Below are 16,065 nucleotides of genomic sequence, written 5' to 3' on the forward strand. Positions count from 1 at the left end.
CGCCGTCAGCTACCTGGAGCATTGCAAGCATGAGCACCGCTGAACGCCATGATTCCTCCACCCTGGACGCGACGGCGCTGGGCGCCGATATCGCACAAGGGGCCACCACTGCGCTTGCTGCGATGCAGCAGGCGGTGGATCGGGTGGCGGCCCGCAATCCCTCGATCAACGCGGCCTGCGGCATGCAGGCGGAAATCGGCCTGCGCCTGGCGCAGTCGCTGGACGAGGAGCTGGGCGGCCTGTCGCAGGAACAGCGCTTGGCGCAATTGCAGAAGCGGCCGTTCCTGGGCGTGCCCACCTTGCTCAAGGATCTGGGCACCGCGGCGTTGGGCCTGCCCAGCGCCATGGGGTCGGTGCTGTATGGCCAGGTGGAATGGAACGTCGACGCCGAGATCGTCAAGCGCTACCGTCGTGCCGGCCTGATTCCGTTCGGCCGCACGACCAGCGCGGAACTGGGCCTGAGCCCCACCACCGAATCGCCGGTCTACGGACCGGCCACGCAGAATCCCTGGAAGGCGGGCCATAGCGCGGGCGGGTCCAGCGGCGGAGCGGGCGCCGCGCTGGCCAGCGGCATGGTGCGCATCGCCCATGGCAGCGACGGCGGCGGGTCCATCCGCATTCCCTCGTCCTGCTGCGGCGTGCTGGGCCTGAAACCTTCGCGCGGCCTGATGCCGCTGGGTCCGCTGAAGGGCGAAGGCTGGGGCGGCCTAGCCACCGAACACATGATGACCCTGTCGGTGCGCGACTGCGCCGCGTCGCTGGACATCAGCGCCGGCGCCGACGTGGGCGCGCCATATGCCGCGCCGGCGCTGCCGACGGATTCCTATCGCGCCGTGGTGGCGCGCGTGGCCGCCGATCCGCAATCGGCTGCGCGGCGCCGCATCGCCTTCGTCAACACCACCTACGAGGGCGAGGCCATCCATCCTGAAGTGGCGGCCGTCGTGGACGAGGCCGCGCGCCTCTTCGCCTCGCTGGGCCATGAGTTGGCGCCTGCCGCGCCGCCGGTGGGATCCGAGGAGGTGCTGTCGCCCATGCTGCCGCTGATCGCGAGCGCGGCGGCCAACGCCATCGATGCCTTCGTGGCCGCGCGCGGCCGCCGCCTGGCCGCCGACGAACTGCAGCCGACCACGCTGGGCGCGCGCGAGTACGCCCGCGCCATCTCCGGCGCGCAGTACGTGGCCTGCGTCGATACCTGCCACGAGATCACGCGCCGGGTCGGCCGCTTCCTGGAGCGCGACGGCACGCAAGGCTATGACCTGTTCCTCAGCCCTGTGCTGGCGCAGCCGCCGGCGGCCATTGGCCGCTACGCCATGGACAACGCCGACTACCTGGCCTACCGTTTGGGCAAGAAGGGCGTCATCGGCTATTCGCCTTTCGCGCCTTTGGCCAATCTGACGGGCATGCCCGCCATCTCCATCCCCTTCGGCATGTCGTCCGATGGCCTGCCCATCGGCATCCAGCTGATGGGGCCGCTGGGCAGCGAGGCGCTGTTGCTGGAACTGGCAGCGCAGGTCGAAGCGCTGCGGCCCTGGGCCCTGGTGGCGCCAATGGCCAGATAGGGCGGAAGGGGCAGACCGCGCCGCGGGCGGGCGGCGCATCAGTGGACCGATCCAGGGAGCAGCCATGTCATCGTTCGCGACGCATACCATATCCAACCAGGTGCCGCCCCTGGAGGACTACTCCTTGTACGAGACCGATCCGGCCTTGCGCGAGGCGGTGCGGCGCGAAGGCGCGCAAGCCTGGGAGCCGGAACTGGCGGCGCACGGCGCCTGGCTGGGCCGCGCGCAGACGCTGGAAGCCGGCGCGCAGGCCAACCGCTGCACGCCGCGCCTGGTCAGCTACGACCGCGGCGGCCATCGCATCGACCGCGTCGAGTTCCATCCGTCCTGGAATCTGTTGATGGGCGGCATCATGGCGCGCGGCCTGCACAGCCGCGCCTGGGCCCAACCCGAGCCGGGCGCGCAGGTGGCGCGGGCCGCGGCCTATGTCATGCAGGGGCAGGTCGAGGCGGGCAGCTTGTGTCCCACCACCATGACTTTTGCCGCCGTGCCGCTGTTGCAGCGCGAGCCTGCGGGCGTCGTGGACTTTGGCGGGCAGTGGCTGAACGCCTTGTATTCCCGCGAGTTCGACGGCGCCGACGCGCCGCTGGCCGCCAAGCGCTCGGCCCTGATAGGCATGGGCCTGACCGAAAAACAAGGCGGTTCTGACCTGCGCGCCGTCACCACGCGCGCCACGTCGCTGGGCGCGCCCGGCCGCGGCCGCGCTTATTTACTGGTCGGCCATAAATGGTTTTTCTCGGTGCCGCAGGCCGACGCGCATCTGGTGCTGGCGCAGACCGACGAAGGGCTCAGCTGCTTTTTCGTGCCGCGCTGGATACCGGACGGGCCGCGCAATGCCGTGCGCGTGCGCCGGCTGAAGGACAAGCTCGGCAATCGCAGCAACGCCAGCGCCGAGGTCGAATTCGAGGATGCCTGGGGCGTCATGGTGGGCGAACCGGGCCGCGGCCTGGCCGTGTTGCTGGAGATGGCCGCCACCACCCGGCTGGATTGCGTGCTGGGCAGCGCGGCGCTGCTGCGGCAGGCGCTGGTGCAGTCGGCGCATCATGCGCGCCATCGCCACGCCTTCGGCAAGCCCCTGATCGGGCAGCCGCTGATGCGCAACGTGCTGGCCGACCTGGCGCTTGAAAGCGAGGCGGCCATGATGCTGGGGCTGCGGTTGGCGCGCGCCGTGGACGAGCGCGCCGACGCCGAGGCGCGCGCCCTGGTCCGCGTGGGTACTCCCGCCGCCAAGCTTTGGGTCTGCAAGCGCGCCATCGCCGCGGTGGCCGAGTGCATGGAGGTCTGGGGCGGCAACGGCTACGTGGACGACGGCCCCATGCCCCGGCTTTACCGCGAAACGCCGGTCAACTCCATCTGGGAGGGATCCGGCAACGTCATGGCGCTGGACGTGTTGCGCGCCTTGCAGCGCGAGGCCGGGGCGCTGCCCGCGCTGGAGCGCGAGTTCGCGCAGGCGGCGGGCCAGTACCAGGATTTCGACGACGCGCTGGCGCGCTGGCGGACCCTGCTGGCCGACGGCGCCCAGGCCGAGTTCCAGGCGCGCCGCATCGCCGCCGGCCTGGCGCGGCTGTGGCAGGCTGCCTTGCTGATCCAGCATGCGCCCGCGCCGGTGGCGCAGGCTTTCGTCGCCAGCCGCCTGATCGCGGGTGGCGGCGTGTTTGGCGAACTGGCCGCGGGCGCGGATGCGCAGGCCATCCTGGCGCGGGCGTGGCCCGCCGCCGCGTGCTAAATTTCCTGGCTCGACAAACCTTCCCGCATTTCTCGCCATGCTTTCCCAGCAAGAACTCAAGCAGCAAGCCGCAGACGCGGCCCTGGAATTCGTTGAACAGGTCGCAGGACCCGACGCTATCATCGGCGTAGGCACGGGCTCCACGGCTGATCTTTTCATCGACGGCCTGGCCCGTTTCAAGGGCCGGATCGGCGGCACGGTGGCCAGTTCCGAGCGCAGCGCCGCCCGGCTTGCCGGACACGGGCTGAAGGTGCTGGACCTGAACGACATCACCAGCATGCCGATCTACGTGGACGGCGCCGACGAGATCGACGCCAACTTGCACATGATCAAGGGCGGCGGCGGCGCGCTGACGCGCGAGAAGATCGTGGCTTCGGTGGCCGAGCGCTTCATCTGCATCGCCGACGAGTCCAAGCTGGTGCAGACCATGGGCAAGTTCCCGCTGCCTGTCGAAGTCATCCCGATGGCGCGCGCATCCGTGGCGCGCGCCCTGGCGGCGCTGGGCGGCCAGCCCAAGCTGCGCGAGGGATTCGTCACCGATAACGGCAACGTCATCCTGGACGTGTCCGGCCTGTCCATCACCGACGCGCCGGGCCTGGAAGCCCGGGTCAACAATCTGGCGGGCGTGGTGACCTGCGGCCTGTTCGCGATCGCGGGCGCCGACGTGGCCCTGCTGGCCACGCAAAACGGCATCCGCCGCCTGGACCGCCGCGCCTGAGTCCGCTGCCGACGCCTCCCGGCGTCGCCCCGGCCGGCCCGCCTTGTGGCGGCCGGGGTCCGTGTTCATAATCCTGTCACACTTGGGTCATAACCTTGCGGGTTGTGCAGGCCCAACTCGTAATATCCTTTTTTCAGGGCAGTGCAATGAGACCAAACACGCAGGGAGCCCGGATGTCGGAGCATACAAACAAGCAGTTCGATGCGGACCTGGAAAGTGTCCGTTCGCAGTTCCTGCAAATGGGCGGCCTGGTGGAAGCCATGATCCAGGAGGCCATCGACGCGCTCGCCAGCGGCGACATTTCGCTGGTCGAGAAAGTCCGTGAGCGGGAAAAGGAAGTCAACCGCCACGAAGTCGAAATCGACGAGAGCATCAGCCGCATCCTGGCGCGCCACCAGCCTACCGCCATCGACCTGCGCATGCTGATGGCCGTGTCCAAGATGCTGACCGACATGGAGCGTTCGGGCGATGAGGCCGAGAAGGTCGCCACCGTCGCGCGCCGCATCCATGAAGCCGAACTGCGCCATATCCCGGTGATCGAACTGCGCCACATGGCCGCCAATGTGCGCACCATGCTGCATCAGGCGCTGGACGCGTTCGCCCGCCTTGACCCCATCCAGGCCGCCGCCGTGGTGCGCAGCGACAAGGAAGTGGACAAGGAATGGAAGGGCGCGCTGCGCCACCTGATCACTTACATGATCGAAGATCCGCGCACCATTTCGCGCGCCATCGACATGATCTTCATCGCCCGCGCGCTGGAGCGCATCGGCGACCATGCCAAGAACATGTCCGAGCGCGTGATCTACATGGTCAAGGGCGCCGACGTGCGCCACACCGGCGTGAAGAACACCGAGCGCCTGGCGCGCGGCGAAGAAGAAGACACGGAAGAGTAACTACCGGATGCCCGGCGGCCCCTCGGTCGCCAGGCCTCATTCCAGGGGCAGCGACGCCCCTGCTTCCAGCCGCGGGTCCGGCACGCCGGCTTTGCCGGCGTCGATGCGGCCCGCCAGCCTGCGGCCGAAGGCCGGCATGGCGGGCGCGCTGATCTCCAGGTCGTACCATCCCTGGCAACCGCCATAGGCAAGCTCCAGCGAGCCGTCCGCCTGCACGTGCGCCATGGCGCACCAGCCGTCGCCCATGCGCGACTCCACTTTCACTGGCTGCGGTATTCCCGCACGATTGACGAGGCGCAGGCTCAGGCCCGTCGCCGTCGCCGCCACTTGCGCTTCCAGCGTTCCGGCATCGCGCGCATCGCCGCGGAACCGCCGGTGCAGACCGTCGGGGCCCAACAGCCACAAGTCATAGGCGCCGCCTGCGTGCAGGCGCCAGCCGTCGTCCAGCCGCGCGCCCGCGCTCACGGTGTAGCGGCGCGGCGCGTGTTCCAGCGCATGGTGGTCGTAGACATGCAGCACAGCGCCCGCGGCGCCGGGGTTGCGCAGGGTCAGCCGGTAATGCCCACCGTCGGCGGCCATGCGCCCCTGCACGTCCAGCGCATAGGGCAGGGCGCAAGCCTGGCGCCGGCCTTCGGCGTGCGCACCGCGGGCGGCAGTGAAGTCGAAGGCCGAAGTCAGGTCGCCGGCGATCTCGCGCCGCCATGCGCTGATGTTGGGTTCAAGCACGCCGAAGCGCGCTTCCAGGAAACGGATCACCGAAGTGTGGTCGAACACCTGGGAATTGACCCAGCCGCCGCGGCTCCAGGGCGATACCACCAGCATCGGCACGCGCGGCCCCAAGCCGAACCCGCGGCCGTGCAGGCCGGCAGGGTCGTCAGGCGTGGCGGCGCTGGGGCCGTGGCGAGTATCGTGGTATTCGCCGTCCAGCTCGACCGTGGACAGGCCGCCCGACTGGCCGTCGGGCGCGCGGGCGGGCGGCGCGGGCGGCGGCATGTGGTCGAAGAAGCAGTCGTTCTCGTCGTACGTGACGAAGAACACGCAGCGGCTCCATACCTCCGGATTGCGCGTCAGGATCTCCAGCACGCGTTCCGTGTAGGCGCCGCCCCGCACGGGGGAGGAGACCTCGGGATGCTCGGAGTCGGCCGTGGGCGCGATGATCCACGACACCTGCGGCAGCGTGCCGCGGGCGACGTCGCGCGCCAGCTCGTCCAGCGTGCAGGTCGACAGGCCGCGGTCGCGCAAGGGCGCGTCGCCGGTGGCGTCGGCATGCTGCCGGCGGTATTGCTGGAAGCCGGCCAGCGGATTGTCGTGGTAGTTGTCCGCCATGTCCTGGTAGATGCGCCAGTCCACGCCGGCATGCTGCAGGCGTTCGGGGTAGGTGGTCCAGGCGTAGCCTTCGCCGGCCGGTCCCAGGCGGTCGTAGGTGTTGACCAGGGCCGGGCCGCCGGCCTGGCCTTGCGGATCATTGGTGCCGGTCCACAGGAACAGGCGGTTGGGATTGGTGCCTGCGTGGATCGAGCAGTGATACGCGTCGCACAGGGTGAAGGCGTTTGCCAGCGCGGTCTGGAACGGTATTTCCGCGCCGCGATAGGCGCCCATGCCGAGCCGGCTCTTGGCGGGCAGCCATTGATCCATGCGGCCGTCGTTCCAGGCGCGCTGCGCGTCGTCCCAGGTATGCGGCGTGATGTAGCCCACCCGCGCATCGCTGGCGTATTCCGCTTGCAGCGCATAGGGACGGACCCGGGCCGCGCCGTCGGCCTGCGTCAGCACGTCGCCCGCCAGCGTGGGCGCGGGATGCGGATCGGCGAACCCGCGCACGCCCGGCAAGGTGCCGAAATAATGGTCGAAGGACCGGTTTTCCTGCATCAGGATCACCACGTGCTGCACGTCCTGCAGCGTACCCGTGCGGCGGTCGGGCGCGATGCCGAGCGCGCGTTCGATGGGCGAGGAGGGGGACAGGCGCGATTCTTCTTTCATGACAGCGATGATACGGCCAGCAATACTTGAATCTTAAGGCCGGCGCCAAGGCGGACGCTGGCGCCGGAAATGAACAGCCCCTCGCGGGCGAGGGGCTGTATCGGGTCGGCCGCCATCTGGTGGCGGCCGGAAAGGGCGCGACCGGATCAGGCCGAGGGCGGAACGTAACCCTGGGCTTCGACGGCGCCGTCTTCGAACAGGAAGCGCTCCATCTGTTCTTTCAGGTACTTGCGCGCACGGGCGTCCGCCAGGTTCAGGCGGTTTTCATTGACCAGGCGCGTTTGGATGCCCTTCCATTCTTCCCAAGCTTCCTTGGAAATGCTCTGCCAGATCTTGGTGCCGAGTTCGCCGGGGTAGGGGGGGAAATCCAGCCCTTCGGCTTCACGCTTCAGTTTTACACAGTTGACGATACGGGCCATGGTTCGCTGCCGGAAGAAATGAGTAATCCCGCATTTTAACGGGCTTGGCGCCGTGACGGCGACTAAGCCCTGCGGACCCTGCGGGTAGCCCGGTTGTTACAGCTTCTTGATGAAGACCAGGCTGTTGCGTGAACGGTTGTAATTGTGCTGCTTTTCGCGCGGCAGGTCGGCGATGCCGCCCTGCACGAAACCGCGCTTCATGAACCAGTGCGAGGTCCGCGTCGTCAGCACGAACAGGCGCTTGGCGCCGACGGCGCGCGCGCGCGATTCCATGTGGCGCAGCAGGATCTCGCCTTCGCCCGAACCTTGCCATTCCGGATGCACGATCAGGCAGGCCATTTCGGCCATCTGTTCTTCGGGGAAACTGTGCAGGGCCGCGCAGCCGTAGATGACGCCGTCGTGCTCCAGCACGGTGAAGTTTTCCACGTCGCGCTCGACCACGCTGCGCGGGCGCGGCACCAGGGTGCCGTCCGCTTCCAGCGGTTCGATCAGGCTGAGGATGGCGCCCACGTCGTCGATGGTGGCGGCGCGCAGATCGTCCAGCGTGTCTTCCACCACCATGGTGCCCACGCCGTCGTGGGTGAAGATTTCCAGCAGCACGCTGCCGTCCAGGGCGAACGGCAGCAGGTGGGCGCGGGCCACGCCGCGTTTGACCGCCAGCGAGGCGTACTGCAGGAAGGCGTGGGTCTCTTCGTCGAGTTCGCCGCCGGCCAGCAGCGCGTCGGCATCCACGCGGGCCAGTTCGGTGTCCAGCGTGCCGTCGTCGTTCAGCACGCCCTGCGAGCTGGACAGGAAGATCAGTTTTTCAGCGCGCAGCGCCACGGCGACGCTGGTGGCCAGGTCTTCCATGGCCAGGTTGAAGGCGTCGCCGGTGGGCGAGAAGCCGAGCGGCGACAGCAGCACCACGGACGAGCCCTTCTCGATGGCGAACTTGAGCGCGTCGATGTCGATCTTGCGCACCTGGCCGGTGTGCTTGTAGTCCACCCCGTCCAGCACGCCGGTCGGGCGGGCGGTGACGAAGTTGCCGGAGATCACGCGGATATGGGCGTGCGACATGGGCGTGTTGGGCAGCCCCTGGCTGAAGGCGGCCTCGATGTCCAGGCGGATCTCGCCGGCGGCTTCCTTGGCGCATTCCAGCGCGGCGGCGTCGGTGGGCGACAGGCCGCGGTCGAATTGCTGGGTAAAGCCCTTCAGGCGCAGCTGCTCATTGACCTGCGGACGCGAGCCGTGCACCAGCACCAGGCGGATGCCCAGCGAGGACAGCAGCGACAGGTCTTGCACCAGCGCGTTCAGCGCGCCGGCCTGCACCAGTTCACCGCCGAACGCCACCACGAACGTCTTGCCTCGGAACGCATGCACATAAGGCGCCACTTCTCGGAACCATCGGACGAACTGGGCGGGTGCGAATTCTGGGGCTTCGAGGGCGGAGACGGTGTCTGGTTCCAGGTCGGGCATGATGGGTGGAAGGATTCCTGAGAGTAAGCAAAAACGCGGCGCAGTGCCGCGCCATAGCGCCGTCGGGCGACGGCGTGGCGAAATTATATGACCGTCGCGCCCCGGCGCAGGCGGAAAAGAGTGCCAATTTGGTGCCGGATTTTCCGGTTTGCGCCCGCGGCGCCAGCAGGAGAGCCGCGGAAATTTATAATGCCGGGCTAACCGGACTAATCGTACATGCCTGAATCCTCCAGCCCGCGTGCGCCCAAGGCCGCGGACGCGGCGGCTCCAGCGGCAGCGGCGGACGCGCAGAACGCGCGCCGCGCGCCGCGTCCCGAGCGGCCCATACCCGTGGTCACCTACCCCGAAGACCTGCCCGTCAGTGCGCGGCGCCAGGAGATCGCGCGCGCCATCGCCAGCCACCAGGTGGTGATCGTCAGCGGCGAAACCGGCTCGGGCAAGACCACCCAGCTGCCCAAGATCTGCCTGGAACTGGGCCGCGGCCGCCAGAAGATGATCGGCCACACCCAGCCGCGCCGCTTGGCCGCGACCTCGGTGGCCAAGCGCATCGCGGAAGAGCTGAACACGCCCATGGGCGAGGTGGTGGGCTACCAGGTGCGCTTCAACGACCGCACCGGCCCCAACGCGTCCATCAAGCTGATGACGGACGGCATCCTGCTGGCCGAGTCGCAGCGCGATCCGCTCTTGCGCCGCTACGACACCATCATCATCGACGAGGCGCACGAGCGCAGCCTGAACATCGATTTCCTGCTGGGCTACCTGAAGCAGCTGCTGCCGCGCCGCCCGGATCTGAAAATCATCATCACCTCGGCCACCATCGACGCCGAGCGCTTCGCCCGGCACTTTGCCGCGTCCGAGGACAAGCTGGCGCCCGTCATCGAGGTGTCCGGCCGGCTGTATCCCGTCGAGGTCCGCTACCGCCCCGTGCGCGAGGAACTGGCGGAAGACGAAGCCGCGCCGGCCAAGCCCGGCCGCGACCGCGAGCGCATGTCCGGCGACGAAGAGCGCGACCTGATCGACGCCATCGTGGACGCCGTGGACGAATGCGCGCGGCACGGCCCCGGTGATGTGCTGGTGTTCTTGCCCGGCGAGCGCGAGATCCGCGAATCCGCCGAGGCGCTGCGCAAGCGCCATCCGGCCGGCACCGAGGTCTTGCCGCTGTACGCGCGCCTGTCGCAGGCCGAGCAGGAGCAGATCTTTCATCCGCGCACCAATGCGCGGCGCATCGTGCTGGCCACCAACGTGGCGGAAACCTCGCTGACCGTGCCGGGCATCCGCTTCGTGGTCGACAGCGGGCTGGCGCGCATCAAGCGCTATTCCTGGCGCAACAAGGTCGAGCAGCTGCGCATCGAGCCGATCAGCCGCGCCTCGGCCAACCAGCGCGCCGGCCGTTGCGGCCGGGTGGGGCCGGGCGTCTGCATCCGGCTCTACGACGAGCTGGACTTCAACAACCGGGCGCCGTTCACGGATCCGGAAGTGCTGCGCTCGTCGCTGGCCTCGGTCATCCTGCGGATGAAGTCGCTGAAGCTGGACGACATCGAGCAGTTCCCCTTCGTCGAGGCGCCGCCCGGCCGCGCGGTGGCCGACGGCTACCACCTGCTGCAGGAGCTGGGCGCGATCGAACTGGCGTCGGCCTCGGACGACGACACGGATGCTTCGCGCACCGGCTCGTCCTTCGTGCTGACGCGCACGGGCCACGAACTGGCCAAGCTGCCGGTGGACCCGCGCATCGGCCGCATGATCCTGGCCGCGCGTGAACACCAGTGCCTGGCCGAGATGCTGATCATTGCCTCGGCCCTGTCGGTGCAGGACGCGCGCGACCGGCCCATGCAGGAGCGCGAGGCCGCCGAGGCGGCGCACGCCAAGTTCGCCGACGACAAGTCCGAGTTCATCTCCTTCCTGAAGCTGTGGCGCTGGTATGGCGAGCAGGTGCAGCACAAGGCCTCGCAGCGCAAGCTGGTGGCCCTGCTGCGCCAGAATTTCCTGTCGCCGATCCGGCTGCGCGAATGGCACGACGTGCACACCCAGCTGGCCGCGCTGGTCGGTGAGCAGGGCTGGCGCCTGAACCAGACCGAGGCCACCTACGAGCAGTTGCACATGGCGCTGCTGTCGGGCCTGTTGGGCAATATCGGCTTCAAGAGCGACGAAGGCGGCCACTACCAGGGCGCGCGCGAGATCCGTTTCCATATCCACCCGGGTTCGCGGCTGGTGAAAAAGGCGGGGCGCTGGATCGTGGCGGCCGAACTGGTCGAGACCACCCGCCTGTACGCGCGCTGCGTGGCGCGCATCGATCCGGTGTGGCTGGAAAAGGTCGGCGCGCATCTGATCCGCAAGAACTGGTCCGATCCGCGATGGGAAAAGAAGGCCGGGCAAGTGGTGGCCAATGAACGGGCCACGCTGTACGGGCTGACCATTTACACCGGCCGGCGCATTCAGTACGGCCGGGTCAATCCGACCCAGGCGCGCGAGCTGTTCATCCGCCAGGCTTTGGTGCCGGGCGAGATCGACACGCGGCTGGCTTTCGTGGCGCACAACCGCAAGCTGATCGCGGGCATCGAAAAGCTGGAACATCAGACCCGCCGCCCGGACATTCTGGTCGACGACGAGCTGATCCACGCCTTCTACGACCGCCAGCTGCCGGCCGACATTTCGCAGACGGCGACGCTGGAAAAGTGGGTGTCGGGGCTGGACAAGGCGGCCGCCGCCAAGCTGCTGCTGACGCGCGACGAGCTGATGCGCCACGAAGCCGCGGGCGTCACGACCGACGTCTTCCCCAAGAAGGTGGAATGGCAGGGCGTGTCGATGGCGCTGGATTACCACTTCGAACCGGGTTCGCCGCGCGACGGCGTGACCCTGTCGGTGCCGCTGTTCGCGCTCAATCAGATCGATCCGGCGCGCTGCGAATGGCTGGTGCCCGGCATGCTCAAGGAAAAGGTGCACCTGCTCTTGAAGTCGCTGCCGCAGAAGCTGCGCCGCCATTGCGTGCCGCTGCCGGATTACGCCGCGGGCTTCTACGACCGCTGGTTCGAACGCCAGGCCGATCCCCAGCAGGGGCTGGTGGAGGCGATCATCGCCGACATGTGGGACCAGGTGCAGATCCGCCCCGCCGCGGCGGACTTCAAGCTGGAGACCCTGCCAGCCCACCTGTTCATGAATTTCCGGGTAGTGGACGAGCACGGCCGCATGCTGGCGGCGGGACGCAACCTGGCGCAGCTGCGCGCCGAATTCGGCAAGCAGGCGCAGGCCACGTTCCAGCAGTTGGCGGCCAGCGACACCCAAGTGGCCCAGGCGCTGGCGCACGAGAACCTGACTGCCTGGTCTTTCGGCCCCTTGCCGGAGATCATGGAGATCAAGCGGCGCGGGCAGTCGGTGATCGGCTATCCGGCGCTGGTGGACCGCGGCGCGCATTGCGACCTGGACGTGTTCGACGATCCGGACGAAGCGCGCAAGCACCATCGCGCGGGCTTGCTCAGGCTGTTCCGGCTGGGGCTGCGCGAACAGGTGAAATTCCTGGAAAAGAACCTGGCGGACCTGACCAAGATCAGCATGCTCTACATGACGCTGGGGACGCAGGAAGAGCTGCGCGACCAGATCATCGATTGCGCGCTGGGGCAGGCCTGCCTGGCCGACCCCTGGCCGGTCAACGAGCAGCAGTTCGAAGCCCGGCGGGCCGAGGGCAAGGGCCGGCTGGGCCTCCTGGCGCAGGAAGTGGCGCGCTTGGCGGGTGCGGTGCTGACGGAGTGGGCCGCGGTGCAGCGCAAGCTGCCGCAGGCCAAGCCGCACGCTTCGGCCTATGCGGACCTGCAGGCCCAGTTGGGGGCGCTGATGCCGAAGTGGTTCATCCGCGACACCCCGTACGCCCAGCTGGCGCATTTCCCGCGCTACCTGAAGGCGGTGCTGGCGCGCATCGACAAGCTGCGCGCCGATCCGGCGCGCGACGCCAAGCTGGTGGCCGAGATGGCGCCGCTGCTGACGCAGTACCAGCGGGCCAGATCCGCGCTGAAGGGGGCGCCCGACCCCCGCCTGGACGAGTTCCGCTGGCTGCTGGAGGAACTGCGCGTGGCGCTGTTCGCGCAGGAGCTGCGCACGCCCATGCCGGTCTCGGTGAAGCGGCTGATGAAAAGCTGGGAATCCCTGAAGCGTTGACCGCGGCGGGACGGCGCGAGCCGTCCCGTATTACTGCAAGATTTCAGGTCGTTTTCCGTTCAGAGACGCGTCATCTGGTTATGCTTCAATGCGCGGGCCTTCCCTCGCCGCTCCCAGGAGCATAGCCGCCATGTTCGAGCTCTTCAGCACGCGTACCCGCCCGGGCGCGTCGTCCCGGTCGACCCCGAACCGCTGGGACTGGGCTTTGCTGCCCCTGGTGCTGGCCGTGCTGGCGCTGATGGCCTATGGCGCCTCCCAGATGAGCCGCCCCTTCGCCGTCGGGGAAGATCTCCCGATCTCGCTGGACCCGGTCTACCTGCCGTATTACCTGTTGCGCACCATCCTGCGGATGTTCACGGCGCTGGCCTTCTCGCTGCTGTTCAGCTTCGTCTTCGCCGCCATCGCCGCCAAGTACCGGGCGGCGGAGAAGGCGATGATTCCGATGCTGGACATACTGCAATCCGTCCCCATCCTGGGCTTCCAGGCCATCGCGATCGCGCCGTTCATCGCCCTGTTCCCGGGCAATCTGCTTGGGGTCGAATGCGCGGCCATCTTTGCCATCTTCACCTCCCAGGCCTGGAACATGGCGTTCAGCCTGTACCAATCCATGCGCACGGTGCCCTCCGAGTTGAGCGAGGCGGCGCGCATTTTCCGCTTGTCCGGCTGGCAGCGGTTCTGGCGGCTGGAGCTGCCATACGCCACGCCCGGCCTGCTTTGGAACATGATGATGTCGATGTCCGGCGGCTGGTTCTTCCTGGTTGCCGCCGAGGCCATTTCGGTGGCGGGGCAGGACATCAAGCTGCCCGGTATCGGCTCCTATATCGCGGTGGCGATCGACGCGGAAAACGGCCGCGCCATCGCCTGGGCCATCGGCGCCATGATGGCGGGCATCCTGCTGTACGACCAGCTGTTCTTCCGGCCGCTGCTGGCCTGGGCCGACAAGTTCCGCTTCGAGGAGTCGCAGGGCGATGCCGCCCAGCAGTCCTGGCTGCTGGACTGGACCCGCCGTAGCCGCTGGATGAAGGCGCTGTCCAACGCCTTCTGGGCGCGCATGCGGCGCGCGCTGGGCTGGTTCAGCGTGCCGTACGACGGCACCTCGATCCGCGCCCGCGCCAAGACGCCCGATCCGCGCTGGACGCGGGCCTGGGATGCGCTGCTGGCGGCCGGCGCGCTGCTGGCCACGTACAAACTGGTGCGCTTCGTCCACGAGGACGTGGGTTGGGGCGAAGTGCTGCACGTGCTCGGGCTGGGAGGCATCACCCTGGTGCGCGTCATGCTGCTGATCACGCTGGCCTCGGCGGTCTGGGTGCCGATCGCCGTCTGGATCGGGCTGCGGCCCAAATACTCGCAGCGGGTCCAGGCGGTGGCGCAGTTCCTGGCCGCCTTTCCGGTGAACCTGCTGTTTCCGGCGGTGGTGTTCGTGATGGTGGCGTTGAAGCTCAACCCCAACATCTGGCTGAGTCCGCTGATCATCTTCGGCACCCAGTGGTACATCCTGTTCAATGTGGTGGCCGGGGCCTCGACTATCCCCAACGAACTGCGGTTGGCGGCGGGCAACCTGGGGCTCAAGGGCTGGCTGCTGTGGCGCCGGGTCTACCTGCCCGCGGTCTTTCCCAGCTTCATCACGGGAGCCATCACCGCCAGCGGCGGCTCCTGGAACGCCAGCATCGTGGCCGAGTACGTGACCTGGGGCAATACCTCGCTGGTCGCGGATGGCCTGGGCAGCTACATCAAACAGATGACGGAGCTGGGCGATTTCCACCGCATCGCGCTGGGCATCGGCGTCATGAGCATTTTCGTGATGCTGTTGAACCGCTTTTTCTGGCGCAAACTGTATTTGCTGGCCGAAGACCGCGGCCGCTAGGAGTCTCTCGTCATGGATCCCATTTCCCTGATCGATCTGCATGACGTCGGCAAGTCCTTCCGGGCCGCCGACGGCACCCAGCGGCATGTGCTGGAACACGTGGACTTCACGCTGAATGAGGGCGAAATCGTCGCCCTGCTGGGCAAGTCCGGTTCGGGCAAGTCCACCCTGCTGCGCATCATGGCGGGCCTGGTCAACGCCGACCAGGGCACGGTCACCTACCGCGGCCAGCCGGTGTACGGCCCGGCCTCGGGCATCGCCATGGTGTTCCAGTCGTTCGCGCTGTTTCCCTGGCTGACCGCGCAGCAGAACGTCGAGCTGGGCCTGGAGGCGCAGGGCGTGGCGCCGGCCGAGCGCGCCAGGCGCGCGGACGCGGTACTGGACCTGATGGGCCTGGGCGGTTTCGGCGGCGCCCTGCCGCGCGAGCTTTCCGGCGGCATGCGGCAGCGGGTCGGCATCGCCCGCGCCCTGGTCATGAATCCCGACGTGCTGCTGATGGACGAGGCATTCTCGGCGCTGGACGTCCTGACCGGCGAGACGCTGCGCGACGACATGCTGGAGTTGTGGGAGGAAAGCCGCATTTCCACCAAGGGCATCCTGATCGTGTCGCACAACATCGAGGAAGCCGTGATGATGGCCGACCGCATCATCGTGTTTTCCAGCGACCCGGGACGTATCCGCAGCCAGGTCATGGTGGGCCTGCCGCGGCCGCGCGACGTGGATTCGGCGCCGGTGCGCGCGCTGATCGACGAGGTCTATGCGCTGATGACCATGCGGCCCGCGCACGACGTGCCGACGCCCTTGCAGCAAGGTCTGGGCTACCGTTTCCCGCAAACCGAAGTCGAGCGCATGGAAGGCGTGCTGGACGTGTTGGCGGAAGCGCCGTTCAACGGCCGGGCCGACCTGCCCAAGCTGGCCGAGGAGGCCGAGATCTCGGACGACGACCTGCTGCCGGCCTGCGAAGCGCTGGGCCTGTTCGGTTTAGCCCGGATCGACCGCGGCGACATCTTCCTGACGCCGCTGGGCCAGCGCTACGTGCTGGCCGAGCAGGCCCAGAAGCAAGCGATTTTCGGGCGCCAGCTGCTGGCGCACGTGCCGTTGGCCGCGCATATCCGCCACAGCCTGGAACAGGAGCCCACCGGCGCGCTGCCCGAAAAAGACTTCCTGGACTCGCTGGAAGAATTCCTCAAGCCCGACGAGGCGGAACGGGTGCTGAAGATCGCGGTGGAGTGGGGGCGCTACGGCGAGATCTATGGCTATGACTACCATACCGGGCTGCTGACGCTGCCCGCGCCCGACCCCGTCTGA

The 16,065-nt window shown here is 68.1% G+C and carries 10 protein-coding genes; 7 read left to right on the forward strand and 3 right to left on the reverse strand.

The features are described 5' to 3' along the window. The first annotated feature begins 29 nt into the window (after positions 1–29). From ACZ5YA_RS32860 to phoU, 4 genes are all read left to right on the forward strand, one after another. The gene (locus ACZ5YA_RS32860) at positions 30–1,559 is read left to right on the forward strand and encodes an amidase (RefSeq protein WP_306633440.1); all 1,530 of its coding nucleotides are present in this window, start codon (positions 30–32) and stop codon (positions 1,557–1,559) included. A 64-nt stretch (positions 1,560–1,623) separates the two neighbouring features. Beyond that, positions 1,624–3,285 (forward strand): isovaleryl-CoA dehydrogenase, encoded by a 1,662-nt coding sequence (locus tag ACZ5YA_RS32865; protein WP_464091757.1) that lies wholly within the window; start codon positions 1,624–1,626, stop codon positions 3,283–3,285. Positions 3,286–3,322: 37 nt separating this feature from the next. Beyond that, positions 3,323–4,003, forward strand: coding sequence for a ribose-5-phosphate isomerase RpiA (gene rpiA, locus ACZ5YA_RS32870; RefSeq protein ID WP_059380427.1), 681 nt, complete (start codon positions 3,323–3,325; stop codon positions 4,001–4,003). A 173-nt stretch (positions 4,004–4,176) separates the two neighbouring features. Next, the gene (gene phoU / locus ACZ5YA_RS32875) at positions 4,177–4,896 is read left to right on the forward strand and encodes a phosphate signaling complex protein PhoU (protein WP_054451167.1); all 720 of its coding nucleotides are present in this window, start codon (positions 4,177–4,179) and stop codon (positions 4,894–4,896) included. A 36-nt stretch (positions 4,897–4,932) separates the two neighbouring features. On the opposite strand, the gene ACZ5YA_RS32880 is transcribed toward phoU, so the two are convergent. From ACZ5YA_RS32880 to argA, 3 genes are all read right to left on the reverse strand, one after another. Next, complete coding sequence (locus tag ACZ5YA_RS32880) at positions 4,933–6,873, reverse strand: phosphocholine-specific phospholipase C (protein ID WP_464091758.1); 1,941 nt, start codon at positions 6,871–6,873, stop codon at positions 4,933–4,935. A gap of 146 nt (positions 6,874–7,019) precedes the next feature. Continuing rightward, positions 7,020–7,292, reverse strand: a complete 273-nt coding sequence (locus tag ACZ5YA_RS32885; RefSeq protein WP_059380425.1) for an oxidative damage protection protein — start codon at positions 7,290–7,292, stop codon at positions 7,020–7,022. Positions 7,293–7,388: 96 nt separating this feature from the next. Beyond that, positions 7,389–8,747, reverse strand: coding sequence for an amino-acid N-acetyltransferase (argA, locus tag ACZ5YA_RS32890; RefSeq protein WP_054451170.1), 1,359 nt, complete (start codon positions 8,745–8,747; stop codon positions 7,389–7,391). Between the two features lie 216 nt (positions 8,748–8,963). On the opposite strand from argA, the gene hrpA reads away from it, so the two are divergent. From hrpA to ACZ5YA_RS32905, 3 genes are all read left to right on the forward strand, one after another. Beyond that, a complete protein-coding gene (hrpA, locus tag ACZ5YA_RS32895) occupies positions 8,964–12,893 on the forward strand; it encodes an ATP-dependent RNA helicase HrpA (RefSeq protein ID WP_118932246.1) in 3,930 nt (1,309 codons plus the stop codon). A 130-nt stretch (positions 12,894–13,023) separates the two neighbouring features. After that, positions 13,024–14,757: an ABC transporter permease gene (locus tag ACZ5YA_RS32900; protein WP_059380423.1), complete on the forward strand. Its 1,734-nt coding sequence runs from the start codon at positions 13,024–13,026 to the stop codon at positions 14,755–14,757. A gap of 12 nt (positions 14,758–14,769) precedes the next feature. Continuing rightward, positions 14,770–16,065, forward strand: a complete 1,296-nt coding sequence (locus ACZ5YA_RS32905; RefSeq protein WP_464091759.1) for an ABC transporter ATP-binding protein — start codon at positions 14,770–14,772, stop codon at positions 16,063–16,065.

This window comes from Achromobacter sp. JCM 18799 (genome assembly GCF_055395645.1).

What these genes read in the sequence shown, in the direction of transcription:
- ACZ5YA_RS32905 (WP_464091759.1), top strand. Translation starts at nt 14,770, where the DNA reads ATGGATCCCATTTCCCTGATCGATCTGCATGACGTCGGCAAGTCCTTC.
- ACZ5YA_RS32885 (WP_059380425.1), bottom strand. Translation starts at nt 7,292, where the DNA reads ATGGCCCGTATCGTCAACTGTGTAAAACTGAAGCGTGAAGCCGAAGGG.
- ACZ5YA_RS32860 (WP_306633440.1), top strand. Translation starts at nt 30, where the DNA reads ATGAGCACCGCTGAACGCCATGATTCCTCCACCCTGGACGCGACGGCG.
- rpiA (WP_059380427.1), top strand. Translation starts at nt 3,323, where the DNA reads ATGCTTTCCCAGCAAGAACTCAAGCAGCAAGCCGCAGACGCGGCCCTG.
- ACZ5YA_RS32865 (WP_464091757.1), top strand. Translation starts at nt 1,624, where the DNA reads ATGTCATCGTTCGCGACGCATACCATATCCAACCAGGTGCCGCCCCTG.
- hrpA (WP_118932246.1), top strand. Translation starts at nt 8,964, where the DNA reads ATGCCTGAATCCTCCAGCCCGCGTGCGCCCAAGGCCGCGGACGCGGCG.
- argA (WP_054451170.1), bottom strand. Translation starts at nt 8,747, where the DNA reads ATGCCCGACCTGGAACCAGACACCGTCTCCGCCCTCGAAGCCCCAGAA.
- phoU (WP_054451167.1), top strand. Translation starts at nt 4,177, where the DNA reads ATGTCGGAGCATACAAACAAGCAGTTCGATGCGGACCTGGAAAGTGTC.
- ACZ5YA_RS32880 (WP_464091758.1), bottom strand. Translation starts at nt 6,873, where the DNA reads ATGAAAGAAGAATCGCGCCTGTCCCCCTCCTCGCCCATCGAACGCGCG.
- ACZ5YA_RS32900 (WP_059380423.1), top strand. Translation starts at nt 13,024, where the DNA reads ATGTTCGAGCTCTTCAGCACGCGTACCCGCCCGGGCGCGTCGTCCCGG.